The sequence below is a fragment of the Arthrobacter sp. LAR12-1-1.1 genome, from assembly GCF_040676555.1.
Taxonomy (GTDB): domain Bacteria; phylum Actinomycetota; class Actinomycetes; order Actinomycetales; family Micrococcaceae; genus Arthrobacter.
In genome coordinates this window covers 159,688-182,126 of the sequence record NZ_JBEGIG010000001.1, presented here as the reverse complement: position 1 = coordinate 182,126, position 22,439 = coordinate 159,688, and the positions used below count along the sequence as shown (strand labels likewise).

Sequence of the window (22,439 nt, the reverse complement as noted above, 5' to 3'; positions counted from 1 at the left end):
GCGTGCTCCTAGGTGATGTTGTTCCCCGCCAGCCATTTCAGGACCGGTTCGAGGATCTCTTTGTTGTTGTTTTCGAAAATCAGGCCATGGCCGTTGCCAGCGATGCCCAGGCCTTCCAGCCGCAGGTGCGTTGCCGTGGCACCGGAGCGGTTAAGGAACTCGACGGTTTCGGCGTCGCCACCGGCACGCCCCGAGGCCGCCCCGGAGACCACCAACACCGGCAGGCCCTCAAGTGATCGGCCGCCGGCCAGCGGCACAGCTGTCAGCCCGTGTTCGAGGCTGCCCCGCGGTCCCAAATCCCTGAAGGGTGGGCCGAGGGGTTCGAAGGTGACGATTCCCCGGACCCGTTGAGGGGAGCGGGACGCGGCAAGCCAACCGCCGGCGGCACCGGCGGAATGCGTGGCCAGCACGGCCGGACCTGCTTGTTCGAGCAAGTCCACGATGCGGCGCGCATCGAGTTCCTGGCCGAGCGCAGTGTCCGTCAGCATGCCCGACGAGGAGGCCACCAACCTGTCTAGTTCCGGCGAACCGGGCCGGCGGCCCCACGGCCAGGCGGAGTGTTCGGAGCCGGCACCCGGTATGGCATCGGAACCGGGCTCCGGCGCAAAAACTGCTCCGGCACCGGCGTAGTCCGGAAACCCGGTACGCCCGCCCAGCCGTGCAGGATCGTACGGTGACCGCCCGTGGCCGGGTCGGTCCAGGAGGTAGGCCGGGAACCCGGCATCCACCAGCCGCGGCGCCCAGCCCGGCGCGCTGTCGTCGATCCCCAGCCAGTCTGTGGACTGTCCGCCGCCGCCGTGCACCAAAACCCAAGGCGTCCTGGCGGTGCCGTCAGCCGGCGCCTCCCACTGGACCCAGGCGGGTCCCAACTGACAGGGACCGGCGTCGGACTGCTGGAGGTCTCCCGGGAGGAAGAAGCCGCCGGTCCGCACGGTCCGCGCTGTTTTGTTCAGGTGCGGGGCGCCCGGCTCAGTGGACCACAGCTGAGCGGCGCCCGGACACGGACCCGTCGTCGTCGTGGGCATACGGGACCTACGCCGACACGGCGGGCGTCAGCCGCACGGGAACATGATCATGTCCGAAGGCCTGGTAGTTGACGGTCTTGCGCGGTTCCCCGGTGAGCTCGATCTTCTCGATCCGCTCCACCATGGCGCGCAGCAGCGTGCGGGCTTCGAGCCGGGCCACCTGGTTGCCGGCGCACGTGTGGATCCCGAACCCGAAGGACAGGTGCGCGTTTTTGAGGTCGCGGTCTACGTGGAACTCGTCCGGGGCGTCGTACTGGCGCGGATCCCGCCCCGCGCCCAGCCACATGGTGAGGATCTTGGCGCCTTCCGGAATGCGGACGCCTCCCAGCACCGTCTCTTTGGTGGCCCAGCGTCCGCCGTAGCGTGAGGCGGGATAGAGACGGATGGCTTCCTCCCAGGCGTTGTCCACCAGGCCCGGGTTCTCACGCAGCTTCTGCCATTCCCCGGGGTTGTCCGCGAAGGCGCGGATCATCGAGGCGATCGACGCGGTGGTGGTGTCGAAACCCGCGGCGAAGATGGATTTGAGGATCTGCTGGGCGGTGTGCTCGGAGATCTTGCCCTCGTCCGCCATGGAGTAGAGCTGCCAGCCGATGCCGCCGTCGGCCTGCACGTCGCGCGCGGTGTTGGATTCAACCCATTCCATGGCCTCGGTGCCGCTGGCGAGCTTGGCGGCCTGCAGGTCGCTGGGCGGACCGAAGACGTTGAAGACGGCGTCGCCGAACTTCAGCAGCAGCTCGCGTCCCTCCTCCGGGAGGCCCAGGACGTCCGGGAAGACCTTGAGGACGTACTTCACGGACAGGTCGGTGTACGCGTTGATCTCCGCCGGTCCGTCCGCCAGGAGATTATCGATGAGCCGTTCGGCCTCGGCCTTGAAGTAGGTGGACATCTTGGCGAGGTTCTCGGCGTCGAACACCTTGAACACGGCCGCTTTCGATGCCGTGTGCTCCGGCGGATCCTCCAGGATCAGGGTGCGCGGCCGGAATGCCGACGGCGCGTAGAACGGCCGGTCCGTGGACGAAAAGGTACGCCAGTCGCGCAGCGCCTTCTGGATCTCGGCGTAGCGGGTGATGGCGTAGTAGCCATACTTCTCCATGTAGACCACGGGAGCGATCTCGCGCTGTTCCCCGTCGAACGTGTGCACGTCCTGCAGCGTTTCGAGCGAGAATGCATCGTAGCCGGAGACCGGTGCCTCGATGACCTCGGGGAGGATGTTCGTTTCAGTCATGTCTGTTCCTCGTTGAACGGTAGTGGGGGATTATTTTCCGGCCTGGCGTGCCGGCGGCGGGGTGCCTGTGGCCATCCAGTCCAGCCGCCGCTGCACGCCGGCCTGGGCCATCTCCGGGTGCGTCAGGACGAAGAAGGTGTTGGTGCGGATGGCGTCAAGTACCTGCCCGGCCACCTCTGCCGGGTCCATCCCCACCTCGGCGGTGGTGGCCGCCAGCCGCTCCATGACCGCCAGCCTCCCGGGCTCGGCAGCCAAGGGCACATCGGCAGGGCGGTTCCGCTCGGCGTCGACCATCCGCGTCCTGACCGGGCCCGGCGCCAGCAGCGAAACACCCACGGGGCTGCCGGCAGTGCGCAGTTCCACCTCGAGCGATTCGCTCATGCCCAGCACGGCGAACTTGGAGGCGCAGTACGGCGTCATGGTCGCCGTGCCGGAACTGAACGCAGCCACGGAGGCGGTGTTGACGATGTGTCCTCCGCCGCCGGCCTCCAGGAGGGGCAGGAACACCCGGCAGCCGTTGAGGACGCCGAAGAAGTTCACATCCATCACCCAGCGCCACGCCTCTTCCGGAATACTCAGGAAGCTGCCACCCGTTTCCACGCCCGCGTTGTTGCAGACGACGTCGATCCGGCCGTAAGTGCCCAGCACCGCCTCGGCGAGCGCCTCAAGGTCCCCGACGCTGCGGACGTCTGTCCGCTGGCCCATCACGTCACCGAAGGCGGAGAGTTCCCGCACGGCGGTGTCCAGTGCTGCCTGTTCGACGTCGGCAATGGCAACGCGCATGCCTTCTTCCAGGAAGCGCCGTGCCATGGCGAAGCCGATGCCGCTTGCGCCGCCGGTGACCACGGCAGTCTTACCGCTGAACTCGGTGATGCCCGCCATCGCTACCACGTTCCAATCAGGGAACGGGTTTCCAGGCTCTTGGGGAACATCAGGCGCTTGACCACGGCATCCTCATCCAGTGGGAGCTGCCGGAGCACGGCCAGGTCTTCTTCCAGCCGGGCCTCATCAGAAGAGTGGTACACAAGCCGCTTGTTGTTGCTCGCGGCGGGATTCACGATGTCGACGAAGACGCGGCGCCGCTCTGCGGCGTATTCGTCCAATACCGATTCCGGAGCCGTGCCCTTGACGACGGCGGCCAGCGCCTCGGACAGCACGTAGGTGTCGAAGAGCCCGCTGGTCAGTCCAAGCCCGCCGGTGGGGTTGGTGGCATGCGCCGCGTCGCCGGCCAGCAGCACCCGCCCGGCACGGAACGTTGCCGCCGCCCGCTGGTGCATGCTGTACGGCGAGTAGGCGTCCACCACCACGTTTTGGGGATCGCGCACAATGGAGGCGAAGAAGTCCGGCATGCGCTCTTCGATTCCGCCTTCCGGCAGTGCTGCGTCCTCGCAGTACGTGTAGCGCCACAGCCCGGTGTCGCCGCTGTTGTCGATTTTGGTGATGATGGCGCCGAAGCGGTCATCGATCAGCATGGTGGTCTGGCTGTAGCCGGCGGCTTCGAAGGGGTAGCGGATGTTCGTGGCAACAAAGCGTTCAGGCCAGGTGATGCCTTCAAAGGCGATCTCCTGGCTTTCGCGGACCTTGCTGCGGGCGCCGTCGGCGCCGATCAGCCAGGAACCGTCAACCGTGGTGGTGCCCTGCGGGGTGGCGAAGTGTGCCGTGACGGAGTCCGGCCCCTGGTCCATGCCGGTGAACTTGTGGTCCCAGAGCACTTCGGCGTGGGGGAAACGGGCCAGGTGTTCAAGGGCGATTTCCACCAGGGCGTTCTGGCCGAGGTGCAGGTTGTAGGGGTGTTTGACGCGTCCTTCGAGCGATCTGAGCCCGTAGTTGATCTCTTCACCTGTCTTGTGCACCTTGTAGGTGTAGTCCTGCTTCAGGAAGCCGCGGGCCACGGCGTCCTCGAATAGCCCGAGGCGCTCCAGCCCGTCCAGGACGGACCAGTGGTAGACCATGGCGCGGGGCGCGTTGGCCACGGTACTGGCCCGTTCGAAGACGCGGACGGGAACCCCGGCCCTTGCCAGGCCCAGGGCGTTGAGGATGCCCACGGGTCCGGCACCGACAATAAGGACGGGTTTCTGCTGTTCAGGTTTCTGCTGTTCGGGTTTCTGCTGTTCAGTGCGCACTATGTGTCTCCGGGCTTTCTAGAGTTCGAGTTCGAGGACGTCGGACTTGGACCGCGAGACGCAGATCATCATCATCTCGTTGGCCGCTTTTTCCTCGTCACTGAGGACGGAGTCGCGGTGGTCGGCCTCGCCGCTGAGGATGCGGGTCTCGCAGGTGCCGCAGGTGCCTTCCATGCAGGAAAAGATGACCGGCGCGCCGGCTTCCTCGGCCACCTCCACGATGCTGCGGCCTGGAGGCACTTCGAGTTCCATGCCGCTGAGGGCGAGTTTGACCCGGAATGAAATGGCCGGGGCCATGGCCGCCGCAGGGTCCTTGGGGGCGAAGCGTTCGAGGTGCAGGGTTCCGGCGGGCCACCCGGCGCAGATTCCTTCGAGGGCGCGCAGCAGGCCTTCGGGGCCGCAGGCGTAGACCTTGACGCCGTCCCGCGGCTTTCCCAGCAAGGCGCCGAGGTCCGGGAAACCGAACTCGTCGTCGGGGTGGATGTCGATCTTGCCGGGGTACTTGGCTGCGAGTTCCTGCCAGAAGGCCATGGAGGATCGCGAGCGCCCCATGTAGGTCAGCTTCCAGCGGGCTCCGCGCCGTTCGGCCTCGTCCAGCATGGGCATCATGGGCGTGACGCCGATACCGGCGGCGAGGAAGTGGTATTCCGGCGATTCCACCAGTTCGAAGTTGTTCCGGGGTCCGGAGACCTCCAGGTTGTCGTCCTCGGCCAGGCCGGTGTGCACGTAGCTGGATCCGCCGCGGCTGGTGGGGTCGTTCAGGATCCCGAGGCGGTAGCTGGAGTTGTCGTCCGGGTTCCCGCAGAGGGAGTACTGGCGGGACAGCCCGGACGGCAGGTGCAGCTCGATGTGGGCGCCTGGCTGCCACCCAGGGAGGGCGGCCCCGTCCGGATGGACCAGCTCAAGTTCCACAACGCAGTCGGACGCGGACCGCTTGCTCCGGACCTGGAGTGGCTGGCGGGTGAGCGTGGCAGGCGTCCTCAGCATGGTTTCCGATGTCATGGTGGTTGTCCTTTACTTCTCGAAGCGGATGGGCACGGAGGTCCAGCCGGTGCGCAGCGGCCTGCCGTTGGATACCGGCTGGCCGGAAAGTTCAAAGTTGCTGGTCTTGGCCAGGATCTGCCGGAGCATCCCCTGGAGCTCGGCGCGGGCAATCGGCGAGCCCATGCACTGGTGCGGGCCGTGCCCGAACGTCAGGTGCGGGTTGGGCGAGCGGTCCGCGATGTACTCGTTGCCCCGGACGAACTTGTCTTCGTCACGGTTGGCCGAAAACACGTTGAGGCCCACCTTGGCGCCTTCGGGAATGACCGCACCGAAGGCTTGGACGTCCTTGGTGGCCTTCCGGCCGGTGTGGTGCAGGGGCGGCGCGAGGCGCAGGATTTCCTCGATGGCGGAGTCCACGAGCTCGGGCCGGCGGCGCAGGTCGGCCTGGTCTTCCGGGTGGCTGCCGAGGTAGGACAGGATGGACCCGATCGCCGCGGTGGTGGTGTCCGCGCCTGCCGAGAAGATCTGCACACCGATGGCGACGGCTTCCTCCTGCGTCACGGGCCTGCCTTCGGGCATCAGTTCCAGCACACCGGACATGATGTCGATGGCAGGATCCTGCGGGTTGGCCCGACGGTCCTCGATGAGGGCCTCCACCGTCGGGTTCCAGAGACTCTTGTTGATTTCCCGCATTGCTGCGATGTCGTGGCGGACGGCGTCGGCTTTGGCCAGGCTCACGGCCATGGTCTCCCACGCATCGTCCGGGAGCAGCAGGAACCTGGCGAGGACCTGCTGGGGAACGATGATGCCGAACTGTTCGATCATGTCCGCTTCACCGGCCTCGATCAGCGGGTCCAGGTTCTTGGCCACTAGGTCTTCGATATCCGGCACCAGCAGCGCCACCCGTTCGGGGGTGAAGTACTGTGCCAGGAACTTCCGGAAGAACGTGTGGGTGGGCGGATTTTCCTGGATGGGGATGGACCGCATGAACTCGGGGAACTCCAGGAACGGCTGGCCGCTGGTGTAAGTGCGCCAGTCCCGCGAGCCCTTCTGGACGTCGGCGTAGCGCATGTATCCATAGAAACCGTCGTAGTCGCTGGTGAAGGCCAGCGGCCGCTCGGCGCGCAGCCTGGTGTACTCTGCCGGGTAGTCGGTCACCGTTATGGGGTTCCAGTCATCGTTGGGGATCCGGGTATCGGCATCAACGCTCACGATGCAGCCTCCTTGCTTTCCTCGTGTGATAGGTATCACTGCTTGTTCCCCACCGTAAGGCGGCCAAGGCGCCTCAGTCATATGTTTCATGGAACTCACACGGCGCAGGTATACACTTTGAATATGGACATTCGGCACATTCGATACTTTCTGGAGATCACCCGGCAAGGGTCCATCTCCAAGGCGGCCAAGGTGCTGCAGATGACCCAGCCGCCGCTGAGCGCCGCCCTGAAGAACCTCGAAGAGGAACTCGGAGTCAAGCTCCTGGAACGGACCGCGCGCGGGATTGTGCCCACCAACGCCGGTGAACTCCTGGTGCAAAAAGGCAGCCGGCTCGTGGACGAAACCGACCAGCTCGCCCGTGAGCTCAGCCGCCAGGGAAAGGGGCTCAGCGGCACTCTTCACCTCGCGGTCATTCTGCCGTTCGCCTGGGCCTACCTGCCCCGGGTCCTGGCACGCTTCCGCGAACTGTCGCCCCACGCGGACGTCACCCTGAGCGACGTCGAACCTGGCACGGTGATTGAGGGCGTCCGCTCCGGCGCCCTGGACGTGGCCATTGTTGCCACGGGAGCGCCGGACCGGCTGCGCACCATGTACCAGGACGACGTGGTGATTGAACCGATCTCCAAGATGTCCCTGTCCTCGGTGCTGCCCACCCGCTTTCGGGATGCACCCAAGCCGGTGGCCCTGACAGACCTGATGGATGAGACCTGGCTCCTGCCCGCGCCGAACATCCGCGTGCCAGGCATCACCGAACTACTGGTTGACTACTGGCTGGAGAACGGCCTGTCCATGCCGCGGCTCAAGACGGTCACCAGCCTGCAGACCACGCTCCCGCTCGTTGCGGCCGACATGGGCATCAGCATCATGCCCCCGGAGATCCAGCAGATCGCCAAGACCACCGTGGTGACCCGCCAGCTGGAGCCGCCCCTGCCGCCGCTGCATGCCGTGGCGGTATGGAGTGCCCAGCGCGAGCTGACCGAGGTTGCCGCAACCTTCGCCGAGGTACTCCTGGGTCCCCGTGCAAAGAGTGTGCGGATGAGGACCGGCCCCGAGGCGCACTGACGCCACTCCCCCGCAGGTCCCATCAGGACGGCCGCATCAGGACGGCCGCATCAGGCAGGTCCCAGGAACACCGGGTCCATTTCCTCACCGGCCGCATACTGGCCGTTGAAAAGGTCGACGGCGGCCGGCGCCAATTGTGCCGGCAGTTCCGTCCAGCCCGTCCCGGCAGCCTCCGGTCCTGCAACCTGCGTTCCGGCAACTTTTGGGACGGCCAGCTGGAGGACCTCCAGCCGGGCACCGCTGCCGGGTGCTTGCCCCGGGTCCGCAACGCTCAGGACGGCGCCCTCGGCATCGAATTCGAGCCACGGGTCCGCCACAAACAGGCTCATCATGCCGTGGTGGCCGCTGAGCCGCACCTGGCCGCGGAACCTGCGGATGCCCGCTGTTCCAATGCCCGCCGGCGTCGGATCCTCTGCTGTTCGCGGATCCGCCGGTGACCGTGCCTCACCGGCCAGCCCGCCGCCGTCGGGCGCAAACTGGAAGTAGCTCCCGCTGACGATGGATGCCCCGGCATCTGCTGAGACGCTCCCGTCGGGAAGGCGTGACAGGTAACTGATGAAGCTCCGTTTGATACCCCAGCGAAGCACCGGGGCATCACACGGGAGCTGCTCCATTCCCATGGCTCAGAGTCCGAGCTTTAGCGGGCAGCCGCCCTGGGACCGGGAGACGCAGATGAACATGCTCTCGCAGCTGGCCTTCTCGTCGTCCGTCAGGATGGAGTCCCGATGGTCGGGAGTACCCGAGATGACCGGGGTTTCACAGGTGCCGCAGGTCCCCTCGCTGCACGATGACAGGGCCGGGAGCCCGGCCGCCTGGGCGACTTCGAGGATGGATTTGTCTGCCGGGATGGTGAGCGTCACGCCGCTGTCCGCGAATTCGACCTCGAAGGCAACGTCGCCGCTGGCATCGATCTTCTTCGGCACGAAGCGCTCCACGTGCAGGCTGCCCGCGGGCCAGTGCGCCGAGGCGCCTTCGACGACGTTCAGCAGCGGCTCCGGGCCGCAGCAGTAGATCAGGGTGTCAGGCCGGACGTCCAACAAGCAGGCAGCGAAGTCAACCCGGCCGTCGGTGTCTTCCGGGACGAGCCGCACCCGGTCACCGAATTCTGCGAGCTCGTCCAGGAAGGCCATGGTGGCCCGTGACCGGCCGCCGTACACGAGGCTCCAGTCGGCGCCTTCCTGTTCGGCCTGGGCCACCATGGCCAGGATCGGGGTGATTCCGATTCCGCCGGCGATAAAGACATAGTTCGGGGACGGCTGGAGCACAAAGTTGTTGCGCGGCTGGCTGACGGTCAGCGTCGATCCGGCCTCCACGGTGGTGTGGATGGCCAGCGATCCGCCGCGCCCGTTGGCTTCCTTGAGCACACCGATGCGCCAGCTGGACTGGTCCCCGCCGGGCGAGCAGAGCGAGTACTGCCTGACATGCCCGTCAACGTGGACATCGATATGTGCACCGGGGTGCCAGGTGGGCAGCGGGCGGCCGGCCGGGTCCACGAGTGTCAGGGATGCGACGCCGTCGGATTCCTCCCGGCGTTCCCGCACCGTCAGTTCCAGGGTGGCCGTCGGGTCCGCGGGAAGCTCGACGGCGTGCTGCGCCGCCTTGGGTGCCACGTCCCACTGCACCTCAAGGCTCCGGCGGACCGGCAGCAGCGCGAACCGGATGAAGTCCAGGCCCCAGTCCTTGGCGGGACGCAGGCTGGGCAGGCGTTCGAAGAGCACCTTCAGGCCGGTGGATCCCTGGGCGCGGGCCAGTGGCTGGCCCAGGCAGGTGTGCCGTCCCTTGGTGAACGCCAGGTGGTCCCGGGCGTCCTCGCGGTGGATATCGAACTCGAAGGGCCGGTCGTAGTATTCCGGGTCCGTATTAACACTGGCCAGGGCGATCCAGATCATATCGCCGGCCTTGATGTGGGCGTCCCCGATGGTGACATCCACGTTGGCCCGGCGGGACGCGAACGTCGACGACGGGCGGCGCCGCACGGTCTCGTCAAAGACCCGCTGCCAGAGCGCGGGGTCGTCCAGGGCGTCGGTGAGCGCGGCCGGTGTTTCGTTGAGGAAGATGACCGCGTTGGCCATGGCCTGGGCGGTGGTATCGGTGCCGGCGGCGGCGAATTCACTCAGGTGCAGGGCGATTTGCTCCTCGGATAGGGACCAGTTGCCTTCCCTGTCCTTGTCCCGGGCCATGACGGAGATGAGGTCGTCAGCATGGCTGTCCCGCCGTTCGCGGACAATGCCGCGCAGGGTCAGCTGGGCCGTGACATAGCTGTCCCATACTTCCGAGCGGCGCGGTTCTTCAAGCTTTTCCTGGGCGCTGGCGAGCACCTGGAAGAAGTCGTCTCGGAGGCCGCGCATCATGGAATCGAATTCCGGGCCGAGACCCATCAGGGCGAGGAGCGTCTGCGTGGTGAGCTCCAGGCAGTAGGCGTCCATCAGGTTGGCGTGACCCTCCGCCTCGAACCGGTCAATGATGCGGTGGGCGCGGGTTTCGATCTCGGGCCGAAGGGCTTCCATCCGTTCCTGCAGGAAGGCCTTCTGGGCTACGCGCCGGGCCACGGTGTGCCCTGAAGGGTCAGAACCTACCAGGATCCGGGAGATCAGCTCGGCTGGCATGATTTCCTGATAGGCCTCGGGGACCGGGATCAGCCCGCCGTTGCTGGCGCTGGAGAACTTCTGCCAGTCGGGCAGGATGGTTTCCGCGTCGGCGCGGCGGGTGATGATCCACGCGTTCAGGTACGGGTAGAAGAAGGCAGGCTTGCCCTCGCGGACGTCAGCGAAATGCCGGGCCGGGTCGCGGTAGTAGTCGTCGCCCATGGCGTCGAAGCCGGGGGCCAGCGGGCCGGGGTGGGCAGGGGCGATCGTGTTGATGGACATGGTGTGCTCCAGGAGGAAGGGGTGTCAGAGGACCGCGGACGCGGCGATGGTGGAGAGTTTCTGGAAGCGCAGGACGTTGTCGCCCTCGTCCATGACGCCGGCGGTCAGGCAGACGAAGGTCATGTCGCGTTCCGGGTCGATCCAGAAAAGCGTGGATCCCGCGCCGTAGTTGCCGTGGGTCCGGGGGCTGGTGAAGGGCCCGAAGAAGGAGGGATGGGTTCCGGTGCCGCTCAGCGAGAAGCCCAGGCCGAAGTTTCCCGGGGGCTCTTCCCAGCCGCGCATCCGGGCGATCATGGCGTACAGGTCGTTGGTCATGTCGCCTGTCTGCAGTGTGGTGGCGGCGTCCAGGACGGCCGGCGCAATTAGCTGGCGGCCGTTATGGGCCCCCTTGCGGCGGATCATTTCGGCGAAGGCGAAGACATCAGCAGCGGTGCTGGCCGACCCGACCCACGGCATCTCGGCTTCCTCGTTGATGACGTCGTCCAGGACCTCGATGTCCTTGGCCGAGAGCCAGCCGGAGTCCGGGATGTAGGCCTTGAGCGGAACCATCCGGTCCTTCCAGTCTTCCAGCGGACCGAACCGGGTGTCCTTGAGGCCCAGCGGGCCGAACAGGTTCTTGCCGGCCAGGTCGCGGAACGAGTCGGCACCGTAGACCCGGCGGAGCATCTCGCCCATCAGCGCATGGTTGACCGCGGGTGAGTACGTGAGGTTGGTGCCCGGCTCGTGGACCACGTCGAGTTCGCAGATGGCGGCAATGACGTCTCTGAGGTTGCCCAGCCGGGCGTTCGGGAGCGGTTCGGGCGTGGCCGGCATCCCGGAGCGGTGGGTCAGCAGGTGGGCCAGGTTCACGCGGTCCTTGCGTCCGGCGCGGAACCGGTCGCTGCCGTAGAACTCGGGAATGATGTCCACCACGCGGGTGCTCAGGGCGAGCTTGCCCTCGCCAATGGCCTGGTACACCAGGGCGTTGGTGAAGGCTTTGGTCAGCGAGAGGACCCTGAAAATGCTGTCCGCTTCCATGGCGCGGCCGGCGGCGCGGTCCGCCCATCCGAGGGTGGCGTCGAGGGCCACTTCGCCGTGGCGGGCCACGATGATGCGGGCGCCGTCGTAGTCGCCGGCGCTGATGTCGTTGCGGATGGTCTGCTCTAGTAGTCCGATGGTCTCGGCGTTGAGTCCGTGGGTCATGGTCCTGCTCCTGTGTGCCTGGCTTAACGGGGGGATGAAAAGCGTGGCGGCAGCCCGCCGTCGTAATTTCCGACGGCGGACCGTTGCCACGGTGCGCAGCGGCAGACCTACATGTGGAGGCCGCCGGACGGCGAGAGGGTCTGCCCGGTGTAGTAGGCGCCCGCTTCGCTCGAGAGGAACACCATCGTGGCGGCGATTTCCTCCGGGGTTGCGGGGCGTTTGATGGGCTGCATGCCGATCAGCATTCCGGTGATTTCCTCGGGCTGTTGGCGGAACAACGGGGTGTCCACAGCGCCGGGCGCGATCGCGTTGACCCTGATATTGAAGGGGGCAAGTTCGGCGGCCGCTGCCCTGGTCATGCCGAGGACTCCGGCCTTGGACGCCGGGTAGTACAGCGGCATCGGAACGCCGAGCAGGGCTGCCGAGCTGGAGACGTTGACGATTGAGCCGCCGCCAGTGCGCTTCAGCAGGGGCGCCGCTGCCCGCATGACATAGAAGGGACCGAACAGGTTGACTTCCAGGACACGGCGGAAGTCTTCGTCAGTGATGTCGCCGAGGAAGTCGGGGAAAAACTCCTCGCCTTCCCGTGCTGCCCGGAAGGCCCGGACGTTGGTGTCAACGAGTTTGTCGTTCGCCGCCTTGGACGGCGCGTTGATGCCGGCCGCGTTGATGACCACGTCGAGGCGGCCGAATTCTGCGTCGAGTTTGGCAAAGGCATCGTTGACCGCCGTGCTGCTGGTGACGTCCAGCGCGATGGCGAGTGAACCGGGGATGGCGGAGAACTCGCGGGACAACGCCTCATCGGACATGTCCGCACCCACCACCCGGGCACCTGCGTCAGCGAAAGCCTTTGCGGTGGCAAGGCCGATTCCGGAGGCCGCTCCGGTAATGAATGCCACTTTTCCTTCAAGAGTCACGACGTTGTGCCTTTCTGCTGTCCACCCCGCAGTGCGGTCGTGGGCTGTGATGTAGGGCACCAGTGTTGCAGTTCGCTAGACACATGTCCAGCCAAAATGCTGGACATTCGATAAATAAAAAAGCAGTTGTTGAATCACTAGACAACAGTCCAGCCAATGTGTTCTGCTTCTCTCATCCCCGTGAGGACGGTCACACATCACCGGCCGGGTCTGAACACACTTCCCGGCGCTTCGCTCTGGAGCCTGCCGGCTGCGGGGACCCCGTACCAGAGACAGAACTTCGAGGCCCCCGGGCCTCTCTTCAAAGGAGAAGCATGACAGTTCCCACGACGGGCTCCCCGGCCGTCCAACTGGCCCCGGCAGAGCTGCCGGATACGCAGAGAAAGCTCCCCTGGAAGCGCGCCGGCATGCTCATGGCCGTGACGTTCTCCGGCCTGCAGATGCTCAACGAAGTGGGCGCCATGATGGCCATCCCGCTCTACCAGTCCATGAGCATGGATCTTGGCCTCACGCCGTCCCAGGTCTCCTGGGCACTGCTGGCCACCCTCCTCATGGGGGCGGCCTCCATCGCCCTGCTGTCCAAGGCGGGCGATGTCTTCGGCCACCGCAAGGTGATGATCATCTGCATCGTCGGCATCTTCGTGGGCTATGTCATGTCAGCACTCGCTACTGATTTCACCGTCCTGGTGATCGGCCGCGCGCTGACCGGCATCATGGCCGGACAGGCCCTGGTGGTGGGCATCATGAACGACCGCCTGAGCAACTTCGACCGCAAAAAGGCCATCGGCATCATCGCGGGCGGCCAGGCCGTCGGCGTCACGCTGGGCTTCGGCGTGGGCGGACTCATGGTGGTCGTCGGCGCAACGTGGCGCCACGCCTTCTGGATCGGCGCCGCCCTGACCGTCCTGAGCATGGCGGGAATGCTGCTATGGGGCTCGGACTCGGACGCCACGCTGCGGAACCGGGGCAAGAGCAAGCGCATCGACGTCGCCGGCGTCACCCTGCTCGGCTTCTCCCTGACGGCCATCTGCATCGGTTTGAGCCAGAGCCCCGCCTGGGGTTTCACCTCGCCCGCCACCCTGACCTGGGTGATCGCCGGCGTCGTGGGCCTTGGCCTGGCGCTTGTAGCGGAATCCCGCAGCAAGCAGCCGCTCGTTGACATCTCCCTGCTGCTGAGCACGCGACTGATGCCCGCCTACGCCGTATTCGTGACCCTGGGCATCGCCGGCATCATGATGTTCAACTTCGTGATGGGCTGGGCACTGACACCTGCCGAGCTGGCCGGCTACGGCTTCGGACTCAATCCACTGACCGCCGGTTTCCTGTTCATCCCCATGACCCTGGCCGGAATCGTCGTTTCCACCGTCATCCCGCGGCTGCTGCACCGTGTTCCCCCGCGCGGCCCACTCGCCGCCGGGGCGTTCCTGCTGATGCTGTCCTTTGTCTGGCTGTACTTTATGCACACTCAGCTGTGGGCCGTCGTCGTCGGCATCCTCTTCTACGGCGTCGCCTACACCACGGTCCTGACCATCGCCATCTCGATCATCGCCGCCGAAGCGCCGGCCGGGAAAGGCGCCGGCACGGCCTCCATCTACGTGGGGATTGCGCTGTCCGCCTCGGCAATCGGCACGGCAGTCTACGCCGCCATCATCGGCCTGAACACAACCCCCGCGGCTCCGCTTCCGCCGGCCGAAAACTATGCCACCGGCTTCCTGACGGCGGCCATCGTCTCGATCGTGGCGATCATCGCGGCATTCACCCTCTCCAAGCGCGTGCAGCTGACCGAAGTGGCCAGCCACTGAGGTCGAAGGATCCGCTGACATGGATCAGCGCAGGTTGAATCACCGCGGTTTGAATCAGCTCAGCTGAGCATTTGAACCACAACAAGGGCGCCGGGCCCATGGTCCGGCGCCTTTGGCGTCTGGTTCTAACGTGTGGTTCTGTCCGTCTAGCTGGCGGGGGCGTCACCGCGGACGAAGGCCAGCCATTGCATTGCCAACACGTCCTTGAGCAGGGCCATGTCCAGTGGCCTGCCGCGAAGGATCGTAAAGAACATGGTCCTGTCCAGCGCCATCTGGAGTGTCAGCAAATGGAGCCGCGCGCGTTCGTGCTGCACCGGATCCGTATATCGGGCAAAGGTCCTCGGCATGACCTTGTAGGTGTCGCCGAGGATAGTCATCCACGTCTCGGTCACCAGGTCATCGTTCGCCAGAGCCTGCTCCATGGTGGTGAAGTCGCTGGAGCGCTCTCGCCACAACATGATGGTGTCGTCCAGCCAGTCGAGGATGCTGGCCTGGTCCGGATCTTCCAAATCGTCCAGGCGGCGGTAGGCGGCCATCACGTCGGACTGGCTCCGCCTCATCAGCTCGGCAACGATCTCCGCTTTGGTCCGGAAATAGACGTAGAACGTGGCGCGGCTGGCGCCGGCCGCACTCGCGATGTTCTCGGCAGTCGTCTCATTGAAGCCGCGGCTGCGGAATTCCTCCGAAGCGGCCTCGATCAGCCGCTCGCGGGTCACTTGTTTCTGCACCTCACGCAGGGATTGCCTGGGAGCCTGCGTGCGTTGGGAACCCGGCGCTTGCCGACGAGGCTCAGCATATTTTTCGTTGTCGGCAGTGGTCACGCTCACCAACTTATCACCGGGAACGGCTGGAATTCGGAAACCCGAAGCGAGCCCTCACCAGCCCTTGAGCGTGAAACTGCTGAATTCAGGTCGCACCGAAAGACGACTCGCGAAATCCTTGCACCCATCTACCGGGAGTATCCTGTCGCGGCCGGGCGTCCGACATACTAGTTCCATGCAGGCGACGACGGTATTAGTCGAGGGCGAGAGTGACCGGCTGGCGGTCGAGACGCTGGCCTTACGCCTTGGCCATGACCTGACAGCCTTGCGGGTGTCGGTCGTACCGATGGGAGGCGCGACGAGCATCGTCCACTTCATCGACCGCTACGGCCCGAATGGTGCAGGCCACCGGTTGTTCGGCCTGTGTGATGCAGGGGAATCTCGTGGCGTCGCCCGCGCGCTCGGCCGTGCAGGTATCGGGTCCGGTTCGCTGGCCGAGCTTGGGTTCTACGTCTGTGACGCCGATCTAGAGGACGAACTCATCCGCTGCCTTGGGATCGATGCCGTGCTCAATGTCATCGCGGCTCAAGGCGAGCTCGCGTCGTTCCGGCTCCTCCAACGCCAGCCGTCATTGCGAGATCGGCCAATAACGGCGCAGTTGCGCCGGTTCTTCGGAGGACGCAGCGGTAACAAGGTCCGATACGCGCCACTGCTGGTCGACGCATTGCCGGCCGGACATGCGCCTGCGCCGCTAGCCCGCCTCGTTGCATCATTCTCACGGTGATCCGACTGTCCAAATAGATGGGCCCTCGCCGCAGGAGTTGGCGCGGCGGTCGCGTCGTTGGTGCAGGCCGCCATCGCCGCGGTGACTGTCCTCGAAGTCGACGCGATGACAGCCGAGGACACACTCGGACTCGTGCAGGCAATTGACCGCCTCGACAGCCTGAAGCTGCTGCTGCTCGCAGGCTTTGTCGCTACCGTAACCACCGTGCTGCGCCGCAATGGGTTCACCGCACACTGGGTCCCCGCCATCGCAGTGCTGCTCGTCCCGATGCTGGTCACCGGGACTGTCGCGTTTGCCGTGTCCAACCAAGTGCTGGACACTATCCTGGCGGGATCCCCGGTGCTGCTTCTGGTGTGGGCGGCGGGAATCGCCTGGACCATGAGGCCCCGGCGAGCGCGAATCGCACCGGAGATCCAGCAGTCACGGCCGACCGCCTGATCGTCGCCCCGCCTGTCCTGCACAGCCTGATCCCCATGAACGTCGGAGAACTCAAGGGAAGCGAGCGTCCTTCCGATTTTCCGAGACAGAGGTACCGCCCGGCCCACCCCGGTAACTTGATCAGAACGTTGTCCGCCCTGGGGCCTGGCTCGTCACAGTGTTGTTCCGAAGTGATTTCTCCTCAAGCCGTCTCGCCGGCCAGTTGGAGTACTGTTCGATCATGACGACGTCTGGGCGGGAACCCGGTAGTCCACAGCCCAACGTCAGGGTGACGACGAACCGTGTCAGGTCGGAAGGCGATGACCTGTACTTCGAAGTACGGGGTCACGGGCCGGCGTTTTTGTTGATCCCTGGAGCCGGTGGGGACGCGGACTTGTATGCGGCCGTCGCGGACCTCCTCTCAGACGAATTCAAGGTAATCACCTACGACCGCCGTGCGAACGCCCGCAGCACTTCCAACAGTCCCCAGAATTTCGAGATCAGCCAGCAAAGCCGGGATGCGGTAGCAGTCATCCATGCCGCCGGTGAGCAGGCGGCCTTCATCTTCGGGAGCAGCAGCGGGGCTGTGATTGCCCTTGATGCGGCGAGGACCCAACCCCATGCCGTGCGGGCCGCCATCGCTCACGAGCCGCCGTGTGCGAGGGTATCCCCGAATGCTGCCAAGTGGCAGCGTTTCTTCGCCAACGTATACCGAACGGCCTACCACTTCGGCCCTTCGCTGGCAGGGCTTCGTTTCATCTTCGGAATTCAGGTTCCCGTGAGGAAACTTGTCAAAGGACATGCCCAAGCCGCGAGATATGCCCGCGGCCATAGAGAGTTCCGGCAACACGAGTCTCGCATCAGCTCGCTCGACGCGAACAGTGTCCTGATGAAGCTCGAACTCCTGCCGGTGACGAACTATCTCCCGGATGTTCAAATGGTTCATCGCAACGGAGTGACGGTCATTATGGCCGTGGGCAAGTGGACCCAGGAACGGAAGACCTGGCTTGCTGAAGTGTCGCTCATCCTGGCAGAGCGGCTGGGCTGTGAGCTGGTGACATTCCCGGGTCACCATGGCTCGTACACCGACATGCCCCACGAATGGGCGGCAACCCTGCGCAGGGTCTTGCGCAAAGCCGGCGGAACAGAGCAAACCGGCCAACTGACGAAATGACAGCCTGCTCAGGCGTATCCGCGCCTGAGTCCGCCGCTTTGGTGCTTGGGTCAGTCAACTGCGTGGACGCGGCCTTTGGCCTGCGGCAACATCCTTGCGTTCGCGGAGAACCTGGACGCCTGCATCCACGTAGGGCACGGCGACGAGGAGGACCCCCGCCAGTGCTGCCGCGAGCGTCCCGATGCTGAGGGCGAACTGCGCCTGGCCAGTGTAGGCCTGGAAGACGCTGACTGCCAGGACCAGGGAATAGCCGATGCCCGCGCTCCACACCGCGTGCCGACGTCGAACATCTGACCAGGAGGAGCGCTGGACAAGCCACCCGAGCAGGGGCAGCACCTGGATGGCATGCAGGGCGATGCCATGAGGAGATTTGAGGATGCCGGCGGCACCGAGGACGACACCTTCCGGACCAAAGACCGCTGCCTCGTTGCCAGACAGGACGGCAGGTTCGCCGACGCCGATGATCGCCGCGCCGAGGACCTGTCCCGCGACGAGCAGCACCATGCCGGCCCGGACGGACAGCGTGAGGTCGGGCGCACCGGGTTTGGCTGAGGTGAAACTCAGGATGGCCAGGCTGACAATCACGACGACGATGACCATGACGGTCATGCCCATAGCTGAGAAGACCATGGCGTCGAAGGGCGTGGCGGTGTTGAAATGCGAGGGTACCCCGCGCCAGGCCTGCATGGTCACCAGCGCGGCCTCGACCACAAACGCGGCGCTGAGAATGCCGAGAAGGAGCCACGAGTCAACGGGCGCAAACGTAGGCAAGATTCGATGAGGGCGAGCGTGATGGCGGTGAGTGCCAGGGACAAGCCAAAGGTGATCGGCTTGCGCCACGAGACAGGGCCTTCCCAGGCAGTGCCTGACTGCAGGAAAACCACGGTATGGAAGACGGCGGAGACGGCCATGATAAGGCCGACGGCGGCGAGGACTTTGGCTGGCGCGGACAGGTGCTGCCAGTTGCGGAGGAGGAACGAAGGACGGGGGCGCTGGTTCACGGTTGCTGTGGGCACGACGTTCAGACTAGGGCGATTAATGGTCCAGAAGGATCGGGGACTCCCCTGAAGCGGACCCTGGGCAAACCCGGATTTCACCCTTGGTCGCGGGAGATTTTTCATTCAGTTGAACGCCCGCGTCACGGCAGGAACCTGGATCCAGACAGAGTTAGTGTTGCCAACCAGCCGTGTCCGTCTCACAATCGGCGCGTGAGATTCGATGGAGTGGTTCCCGAAGAAGCAGGCAGCGACGGCTTCGACAACCTGGTGCCGATTCCACACGATGTGCATCAGACCCAGTTCAAAGCATGGTGGAGTTACTGCTGATTCCGACCGTAAATGCTGCCCTCGACCCCTATCGCAACTGGACCGAGCCCCGTGACGGCGTCGGGTCGAACCCATTCCGGCTCTTGGTGCTTGAAAAGATCGGCCAACTCAAACGTGGTGTACCCGACGGGGCAGGCGGTTCTGGGTCCCTGTTGCCTAGCCGCCGCCGCTGATGTTTTCCAGGAACCACTGGGTAGCGGGCGGGTTCCGGCGCAGGGTGAAGGTCCGCAGTGCGGAGTTTGAGCTAAGGCGGACCTGGATGCGCCAGTATTCGATGCCCACCAGGTCGCCGTCGCCGACGGCCGCCGTGCGCTGGGTGTCCGGCCAGGCCTCCCGGGTGAACCAGTGCACCGGATCGGCGGCTGCGGCCCAGATGCGGTCCTCGTGCCGGATGGCCAGGGGTGTGCCGGCCGGGGTGAACCGGACATCCACGGCAACGTCCAGGGCCGATCTATTCGCTGTTGCCGTCACGGTCTGCTCGTTCTCCCAAGTTCCTGTTCATCATTTCGGTTCGGCGGGTGACCGCCGAACTCCGCACCAGGTCCGGTAGGTCCTGGTCATCGAAGTCCCCTCATGGCGCCAACGCGGCCCACTGAACCGGCCCGCCGCCATTGACGAAAACAAGGAAAGCAGCATTGCCAACTAACAGGCTGAGGCCTAATGGGGGCAGTCGACAGCCCGCTTTCGCCATGGAAGGCTGGCCGGCGCCCGATGGGGACAGACGCTGGCAAGCGCTGACGGTGAAGGGTCGACCGGAGACCAGATGGGGGGAAGGCGCCGGCCGACGCTTACGGTGCAGGGCCGGCCGGTGCCCGATGGGGGGTCCTGGCTCCGAGCGGCGCTTACAAGGGGGTAATCGTTGGCGTAGCCCGAAAGGTTACGCACCGATCGGAAATCTTTTTTCTTTTCAGGCCCGGCTCGTATGGCAGTCGGTCCGCGAGGGCAAGGAATGGTGGTGGGCCGGACTCGGGGTCGTGGACCTGGGTGTCTACGGCTTCGCCGCGACACTGCAGCCCGACGCGCACTTCGGCCGGATCCTCGCCGCCTATGGAGGGGTGTTCGTTGCCGGGTCCCTGGGCTGGGGGATGATTTTCGACGGTTTCCGGCCCGGCCGGTGGGACATCACCGGCTCCGTGATCTGCCTGCTCGGGGTGGCCGTGATCATGTTCGCACCGCGTAGCGCCGGCTGAAAACCGCTTCAATACACAATTGTGTGAATACATCGACGCCTGTATTTTGGGTTGCATGGAAACCCTCACGCATGCCCCGGTGCTGGCCCGGTTCGGCTACGCGGTCTCTGACCCCACCCGGGCGCGGATTCTGCTGGCCCTGGCGGATGCGCCCGCGTACCCGTCGGAACTGGCCGATTCCCTGGGGGTCTCGCGGCAGAGCATCTCCAACCACCTGACATGCCTGCGGGGCTGCGGCCTCGTGGTGGCTGTCCCGGACGGCCGGCGGACCCGGTATGAGCTCGCTGACGCCCGGTTGGGACATGCCATCAGGGATCTGCTCGGCGTGGTGCTGGCCGTTGACCCGGCCTGCTGTGCCCCGGACGGGACGTGCCTGGCATGACCACGACAATTCAGCCCGTGCACACGGCCTCCCGGCGCGCCGTCTTGAGCCGGCGGATCCGGCTGTTCGCGGCCGCGACCATCACTTACAACATCATCGAGGCCGTCGTCGCGCTCTGGGCAGGCAACGTCGCGGACTCGTCAGCTTTGATCGGCTTCGGACTCGATTCGGTGATCGAGGTCGCCTCCGCGGTCGCCCTGTCCTGGCAGTTCTCCGCTAAAGACCCTGAACGGCGCGAGCACCTGACCCTGCGGATCATCGCGATCTCCTTCTTCGCCCTGGCACTGTTCGTCTCTGTGGACTCTGTCAGGTCGCTGACCGGAGGCGGCGAGGCACAGCATTCCACTCCGGGCATTGTCATCGCTGCCCTGAGTCTGGCCATCATGCCCGTGCTGTCCTGGCTTCAGCGCCGGGCCGGACGGGAACTCGGATCCAGGACCGCGGTGGCGGATTCCAAGCAGACGCTGCTGTGTACGTACCTCTCCGCGGTTCTGCTGGCCGGTCTGGTGCTGAACAGCACGCTGGGATGGTGGTGGGCAGACGCCGGCGCAGCCCTGGTCATCGCCGGGATCGCCGTCCGGGAAGGCATCGACGCCTGGCGCGGCGATGTGTGCTGCACCGTCCCGCATACCGGGGTAAGCCACGACGGGGAAGGTGACGATTGCTGTGCCACCCCCGAACCCTGCCCCGTCACAAACGACGACGGCGGACCGGCCGGTTCGGGTGTGCACGCAGTTCCGGATACGGATGCCGGGCAAAGTGCGGCTTCCGGCTGCTGCGAGGGCTGCGGATCCGGTCCCGAACCGAAAGCTGTCAGCCTGTCTCTGACCCCAAAAGCGAATGCCACAGAACCAGCCCGCAGCGACCAGAAAAGCATCCACCACTGATGGCACGGACCCTGACAAACACCCCGGCCCCCAGCGACCCGGCCAAGACGGCCCGCCTGGTGATATGGATCTTGCTGGGGGTCATCGTCGCCGGCGGTGTCATCTGGTACGCGGTCTTCACCGCCACCAAACCCACACCCCCGCATGCTGCCACTCACGCACAGCTCGTCCGGGAGGACAGCCACCGCGTGACATCTCCGTCCACGGAGAAGGCGCAGCTGGTCGAGTTCCTGGACTTCGAGTGCGAATCTTGCCGCGCCGCCGAGCCGCTCGTGCAGCAACTGAAGCAGGAATACGGGGACAGGATCACGTTCGTCCACCGTTACTTCCCGCTCCCCGGGCACCGGAACTCCGGAACCGCGGCCCTCGCCGTCGAAGCCGCGGCCGCGCAGGGCAAGTACGAACAGATGGCCGCAAAGCTGTTCGAAACCCAGCCCCAGTGGGGCGAAAAGCAGGACTCCCAAGGCGCCCTGTTCCGGACCTTCGCGCAGGAGCTCGGCCTGGACCTGGACGCCTACGACGCCGCCGTGACGGATGAACAGACCAAGGACCGGATCCGCAAAGACGTCACCGACGGCACAGCCCTGGGCGTGACCGGGACACCCACGTTCTTCCTCGGCGGCGAAAAGCTCGTCCTTAGCGGCGAAGCGGACTTCCGCCAGAAACTCGCCGACGCCGCAAAATAGCCCGGTTGACCCGGACAGGAACAATGACCGCATGAGAATAGAACTGCTCCACATCGATGACTGCCCCAACACGTCAAAAGCGCTCGAACAGGTCGAAGCAGCCCTGACCGCCCTGGGGCGTGGTGACGTCCCCGTCCATTTGCGGCCCATAAAGTCTTCTGCAGATACCGCCGGAACCGGATTTGCCGGTTCACCCACGATCACCGCAGACGGAACCGACATCTTCCCCGACGGAGCACCAAGCAGTGACCTCGCATGCCGGATCTACCCCACGCCCGGCGGTCATGCGGGCGTGCCGACCGTCGTCCAAGTCATGGAAGCCCTCACGAACCATGGCCTCTGATACGTACTGCCAGTGCACCTGCTGCGGGCGGACAATGCAGCGCGAGAAACTTCATGCCCTCGGCGCCGAACCTGCCTACATTTGCCGG

23 protein-coding genes are annotated in these 22,439 nt (G+C 65.4%); 10 read left to right on the top strand and 13 right to left on the bottom strand.

What is annotated here, in order from left to right; translation table 11 throughout:
- Nucleotides 1-8: 8 nt before the first annotated feature.
- Genes MRBLAR12_RS00855 through MRBLAR12_RS00830 form a run of 6 tightly spaced genes read right to left on the bottom strand, consistent with a single transcriptional unit; the run spans nucleotide 9 to nucleotide 6,569 of the window.
- Nucleotides 9-1,025, bottom strand: a complete 1,017-nt coding sequence (locus tag MRBLAR12_RS00855) for an alpha/beta fold hydrolase (RefSeq protein ID WP_364742709.1) — start codon at nucleotides 1,023-1,025, stop codon at nucleotides 9-11.
- A 7-nt stretch (nucleotides 1,026-1,032) separates the two neighbouring features.
- Nucleotides 1,033-2,250 carry a cytochrome P450 gene (locus MRBLAR12_RS00850; protein WP_229995730.1) on the bottom strand — a complete coding sequence of 406 codons (1,218 nt, stop codon included), beginning with the start codon at nucleotides 2,248-2,250 and terminating at the stop codon, nucleotides 1,033-1,035.
- Between the two features lie 30 nt (nucleotides 2,251-2,280).
- Complete coding sequence (locus MRBLAR12_RS00845) at nucleotides 2,281-3,132, bottom strand: SDR family NAD(P)-dependent oxidoreductase (protein WP_229995729.1); 852 nt, start codon at nucleotides 3,130-3,132, stop codon at nucleotides 2,281-2,283.
- A gap of 2 nt (nucleotides 3,133-3,134) precedes the next feature.
- Nucleotides 3,135-4,373 carry an FAD-dependent oxidoreductase gene (locus MRBLAR12_RS00840; protein WP_229995728.1) on the bottom strand — a complete coding sequence of 413 codons (1,239 nt, stop codon included), beginning with the start codon at nucleotides 4,371-4,373 and terminating at the stop codon, nucleotides 3,135-3,137.
- An 18-nt stretch (nucleotides 4,374-4,391) separates the two neighbouring features.
- Nucleotides 4,392-5,375, bottom strand: a complete 984-nt coding sequence (locus MRBLAR12_RS00835; RefSeq protein ID WP_229995727.1) for a PDR/VanB family oxidoreductase — start codon at nucleotides 5,373-5,375, stop codon at nucleotides 4,392-4,394.
- Between the two features lie 12 nt (nucleotides 5,376-5,387).
- Nucleotides 5,388-6,569, bottom strand: coding sequence for a cytochrome P450 (locus MRBLAR12_RS00830; protein ID WP_229995726.1), 1,182 nt, complete (start codon nucleotides 6,567-6,569; stop codon nucleotides 5,388-5,390).
- 123 nt (nucleotides 6,570-6,692) lie between these two features.
- Between MRBLAR12_RS00830 and MRBLAR12_RS00825 the strand changes: the two genes are divergently transcribed.
- On the top strand, nucleotides 6,693-7,634 hold the full coding sequence (locus MRBLAR12_RS00825; protein WP_229995725.1) for a LysR family transcriptional regulator: 942 nt from the start codon (nucleotides 6,693-6,695) through the stop codon (nucleotides 7,632-7,634).
- Between the two features lie 50 nt (nucleotides 7,635-7,684).
- On the opposite strand, the gene MRBLAR12_RS00820 is transcribed toward MRBLAR12_RS00825, so the two are convergent.
- From MRBLAR12_RS00820 to MRBLAR12_RS00805, 4 genes are all read right to left on the bottom strand, one after another.
- Entirely contained in the window at nucleotides 7,685-8,254 is a 570-nt protein-coding gene (locus MRBLAR12_RS00820; RefSeq protein ID WP_364742704.1) for an HtaA domain-containing protein, read from the bottom strand.
- Between the two features lie 3 nt (nucleotides 8,255-8,257).
- On the bottom strand, nucleotides 8,258-10,501 hold the full coding sequence (locus MRBLAR12_RS00815) for a cytochrome P450 (RefSeq protein ID WP_364742701.1): 2,244 nt from the start codon (nucleotides 10,499-10,501) through the stop codon (nucleotides 8,258-8,260).
- A gap of 24 nt (nucleotides 10,502-10,525) precedes the next feature.
- Nucleotides 10,526-11,683 (bottom strand): serine hydrolase domain-containing protein, encoded by a 1,158-nt coding sequence (locus MRBLAR12_RS00810; RefSeq protein ID WP_364742698.1) that lies wholly within the window; start codon nucleotides 11,681-11,683, stop codon nucleotides 10,526-10,528.
- A gap of 107 nt (nucleotides 11,684-11,790) precedes the next feature.
- Nucleotides 11,791-12,600 (bottom strand): SDR family NAD(P)-dependent oxidoreductase, encoded by an 810-nt coding sequence (locus MRBLAR12_RS00805; RefSeq protein ID WP_364742696.1) that lies wholly within the window; start codon nucleotides 12,598-12,600, stop codon nucleotides 11,791-11,793.
- A gap of 314 nt (nucleotides 12,601-12,914) precedes the next feature.
- Here MRBLAR12_RS00805 and MRBLAR12_RS00800 point away from each other — a divergent pair, with 314 nt between their 5' ends.
- On the top strand, nucleotides 12,915-14,402 hold the full coding sequence (locus MRBLAR12_RS00800) for an MFS transporter (RefSeq protein ID WP_364742693.1): 1,488 nt from the start codon (nucleotides 12,915-12,917) through the stop codon (nucleotides 14,400-14,402).
- Between the two features lie 146 nt (nucleotides 14,403-14,548).
- Here MRBLAR12_RS00800 and MRBLAR12_RS00795 read toward each other — a convergent pair whose 3' ends face one another.
- Nucleotides 14,549-15,223, bottom strand: coding sequence for a TetR/AcrR family transcriptional regulator (locus tag MRBLAR12_RS00795; protein ID WP_364742691.1), 675 nt, complete (start codon nucleotides 15,221-15,223; stop codon nucleotides 14,549-14,551).
- Nucleotides 15,224-15,398: 175 nt separating this feature from the next.
- On the opposite strand from MRBLAR12_RS00795, the gene MRBLAR12_RS00790 reads away from it, so the two are divergent.
- From MRBLAR12_RS00790 to MRBLAR12_RS00780, 3 genes are all read left to right on the top strand, one after another.
- Entirely contained in the window at nucleotides 15,399-15,947 is a 549-nt protein-coding gene (locus MRBLAR12_RS00790; protein ID WP_364742688.1) for a TOPRIM nucleotidyl transferase/hydrolase domain-containing protein, read from the top strand.
- 60 nt (nucleotides 15,948-16,007) lie between these two features.
- Nucleotides 16,008-16,385 carry a hypothetical protein gene (locus tag MRBLAR12_RS00785; RefSeq protein WP_364742685.1) on the top strand — a complete coding sequence of 126 codons (378 nt, stop codon included), beginning with the start codon at nucleotides 16,008-16,010 and terminating at the stop codon, nucleotides 16,383-16,385.
- Nucleotides 16,386-16,605: 220 nt separating this feature from the next.
- Nucleotides 16,606-17,538, top strand: a complete 933-nt coding sequence (locus MRBLAR12_RS00780; RefSeq protein WP_364742683.1) for an alpha/beta fold hydrolase — start codon at nucleotides 16,606-16,608, stop codon at nucleotides 17,536-17,538.
- A gap of 54 nt (nucleotides 17,539-17,592) precedes the next feature.
- On the opposite strand, the gene MRBLAR12_RS00775 is transcribed toward MRBLAR12_RS00780, so the two are convergent.
- A complete protein-coding gene (locus tag MRBLAR12_RS00775; protein ID WP_364742680.1) occupies nucleotides 17,593-18,309 on the bottom strand; it encodes a hypothetical protein in 717 nt (238 codons plus the stop codon).
- A 710-nt stretch (nucleotides 18,310-19,019) separates the two neighbouring features.
- Nucleotides 19,020-19,334 carry a hypothetical protein gene (locus MRBLAR12_RS00770; RefSeq protein ID WP_364742677.1) on the bottom strand — a complete coding sequence of 105 codons (315 nt, stop codon included), beginning with the start codon at nucleotides 19,332-19,334 and terminating at the stop codon, nucleotides 19,020-19,022.
- A gap of 416 nt (nucleotides 19,335-19,750) precedes the next feature.
- Here MRBLAR12_RS00770 and MRBLAR12_RS00765 point away from each other — a divergent pair, with 416 nt between their 5' ends.
- From MRBLAR12_RS00765 to MRBLAR12_RS00745, 5 genes are read left to right on the top strand one after another with little or no spacing between them, the layout of a single operon-like run.
- Nucleotides 19,751-20,053: a YnfA family protein gene (locus MRBLAR12_RS00765; protein ID WP_364743714.1), complete on the top strand. Its 303-nt coding sequence runs from the start codon at nucleotides 19,751-19,753 to the stop codon at nucleotides 20,051-20,053.
- 55 nt (nucleotides 20,054-20,108) lie between these two features.
- A complete protein-coding gene (locus MRBLAR12_RS00760; protein ID WP_364742674.1) occupies nucleotides 20,109-20,435 on the top strand; it encodes an ArsR/SmtB family transcription factor in 327 nt (108 codons plus the stop codon).
- Nucleotides 20,432-21,322 (top strand): cation diffusion facilitator family transporter, encoded by an 891-nt coding sequence (locus tag MRBLAR12_RS00755; protein WP_364742671.1) that lies wholly within the window; start codon nucleotides 20,432-20,434, stop codon nucleotides 21,320-21,322. Before MRBLAR12_RS00760 ends, MRBLAR12_RS00755 begins: the two co-directional genes overlap by 4 nt.
- A complete protein-coding gene (locus MRBLAR12_RS00750) occupies nucleotides 21,322-22,008 on the top strand; it encodes a DsbA family protein (protein WP_364742668.1) in 687 nt (228 codons plus the stop codon). The genes MRBLAR12_RS00755 and MRBLAR12_RS00750 overlap by 1 nt, the downstream gene beginning before the upstream one ends.
- Before the next feature lie 31 nt (nucleotides 22,009-22,039).
- Entirely contained in the window at nucleotides 22,040-22,351 is a 312-nt protein-coding gene (locus MRBLAR12_RS00745; protein WP_364742665.1) for a thioredoxin family protein, read from the top strand.
- Nucleotides 22,352-22,439 lie beyond the last annotated feature (88 nt).

Excerpts from the sequence above, each read along its gene's own strand:
- MRBLAR12_RS00750 (WP_364742668.1), top strand. The coding sequence starts at position 21,322 with ATGGCACGGACCCTGACAAACACCCCGGCCCCCAGCGACCCGGCCAAG.
- MRBLAR12_RS00825 (WP_229995725.1), top strand. The coding sequence starts at position 6,693 with ATGGACATTCGGCACATTCGATACTTTCTGGAGATCACCCGGCAAGGG.
- MRBLAR12_RS00815 (WP_364742701.1), bottom strand. The coding sequence starts at position 10,501 with ATGTCCATCAACACGATCGCCCCTGCCCACCCCGGCCCGCTGGCCCCC.
- MRBLAR12_RS00745 (WP_364742665.1), top strand. The coding sequence starts at position 22,040 with ATGAGAATAGAACTGCTCCACATCGATGACTGCCCCAACACGTCAAAA.
- MRBLAR12_RS00820 (WP_364742704.1), bottom strand. The coding sequence starts at position 8,254 with ATGGGAATGGAGCAGCTCCCGTGTGATGCCCCGGTGCTTCGCTGGGGT.
- MRBLAR12_RS00800 (WP_364742693.1), top strand. The coding sequence starts at position 12,915 with ATGACAGTTCCCACGACGGGCTCCCCGGCCGTCCAACTGGCCCCGGCA.
- MRBLAR12_RS00845 (WP_229995729.1), bottom strand. The coding sequence starts at position 3,132 with ATGGCGGGCATCACCGAGTTCAGCGGTAAGACTGCCGTGGTCACCGGC.
- MRBLAR12_RS00760 (WP_364742674.1), top strand. The coding sequence starts at position 20,109 with ATGGAAACCCTCACGCATGCCCCGGTGCTGGCCCGGTTCGGCTACGCG.
- MRBLAR12_RS00755 (WP_364742671.1), top strand. The coding sequence starts at position 20,432 with ATGACCACGACAATTCAGCCCGTGCACACGGCCTCCCGGCGCGCCGTC.
- MRBLAR12_RS00850 (WP_229995730.1), bottom strand. The coding sequence starts at position 2,250 with ATGACTGAAACGAACATCCTCCCCGAGGTCATCGAGGCACCGGTCTCC.
- MRBLAR12_RS00855 (WP_364742709.1), bottom strand. The coding sequence starts at position 1,025 with ATGCCCACGACGACGACGGGTCCGTGTCCGGGCGCCGCTCAGCTGTGG.
- MRBLAR12_RS00790 (WP_364742688.1), top strand. The coding sequence starts at position 15,399 with ATGCAGGCGACGACGGTATTAGTCGAGGGCGAGAGTGACCGGCTGGCG.
- MRBLAR12_RS00810 (WP_364742698.1), bottom strand. The coding sequence starts at position 11,683 with ATGACCCACGGACTCAACGCCGAGACCATCGGACTACTAGAGCAGACC.
- MRBLAR12_RS00780 (WP_364742683.1), top strand. The coding sequence starts at position 16,606 with ATGACGACGTCTGGGCGGGAACCCGGTAGTCCACAGCCCAACGTCAGG.
- MRBLAR12_RS00835 (WP_229995727.1), bottom strand. The coding sequence starts at position 5,375 with ATGACATCGGAAACCATGCTGAGGACGCCTGCCACGCTCACCCGCCAG.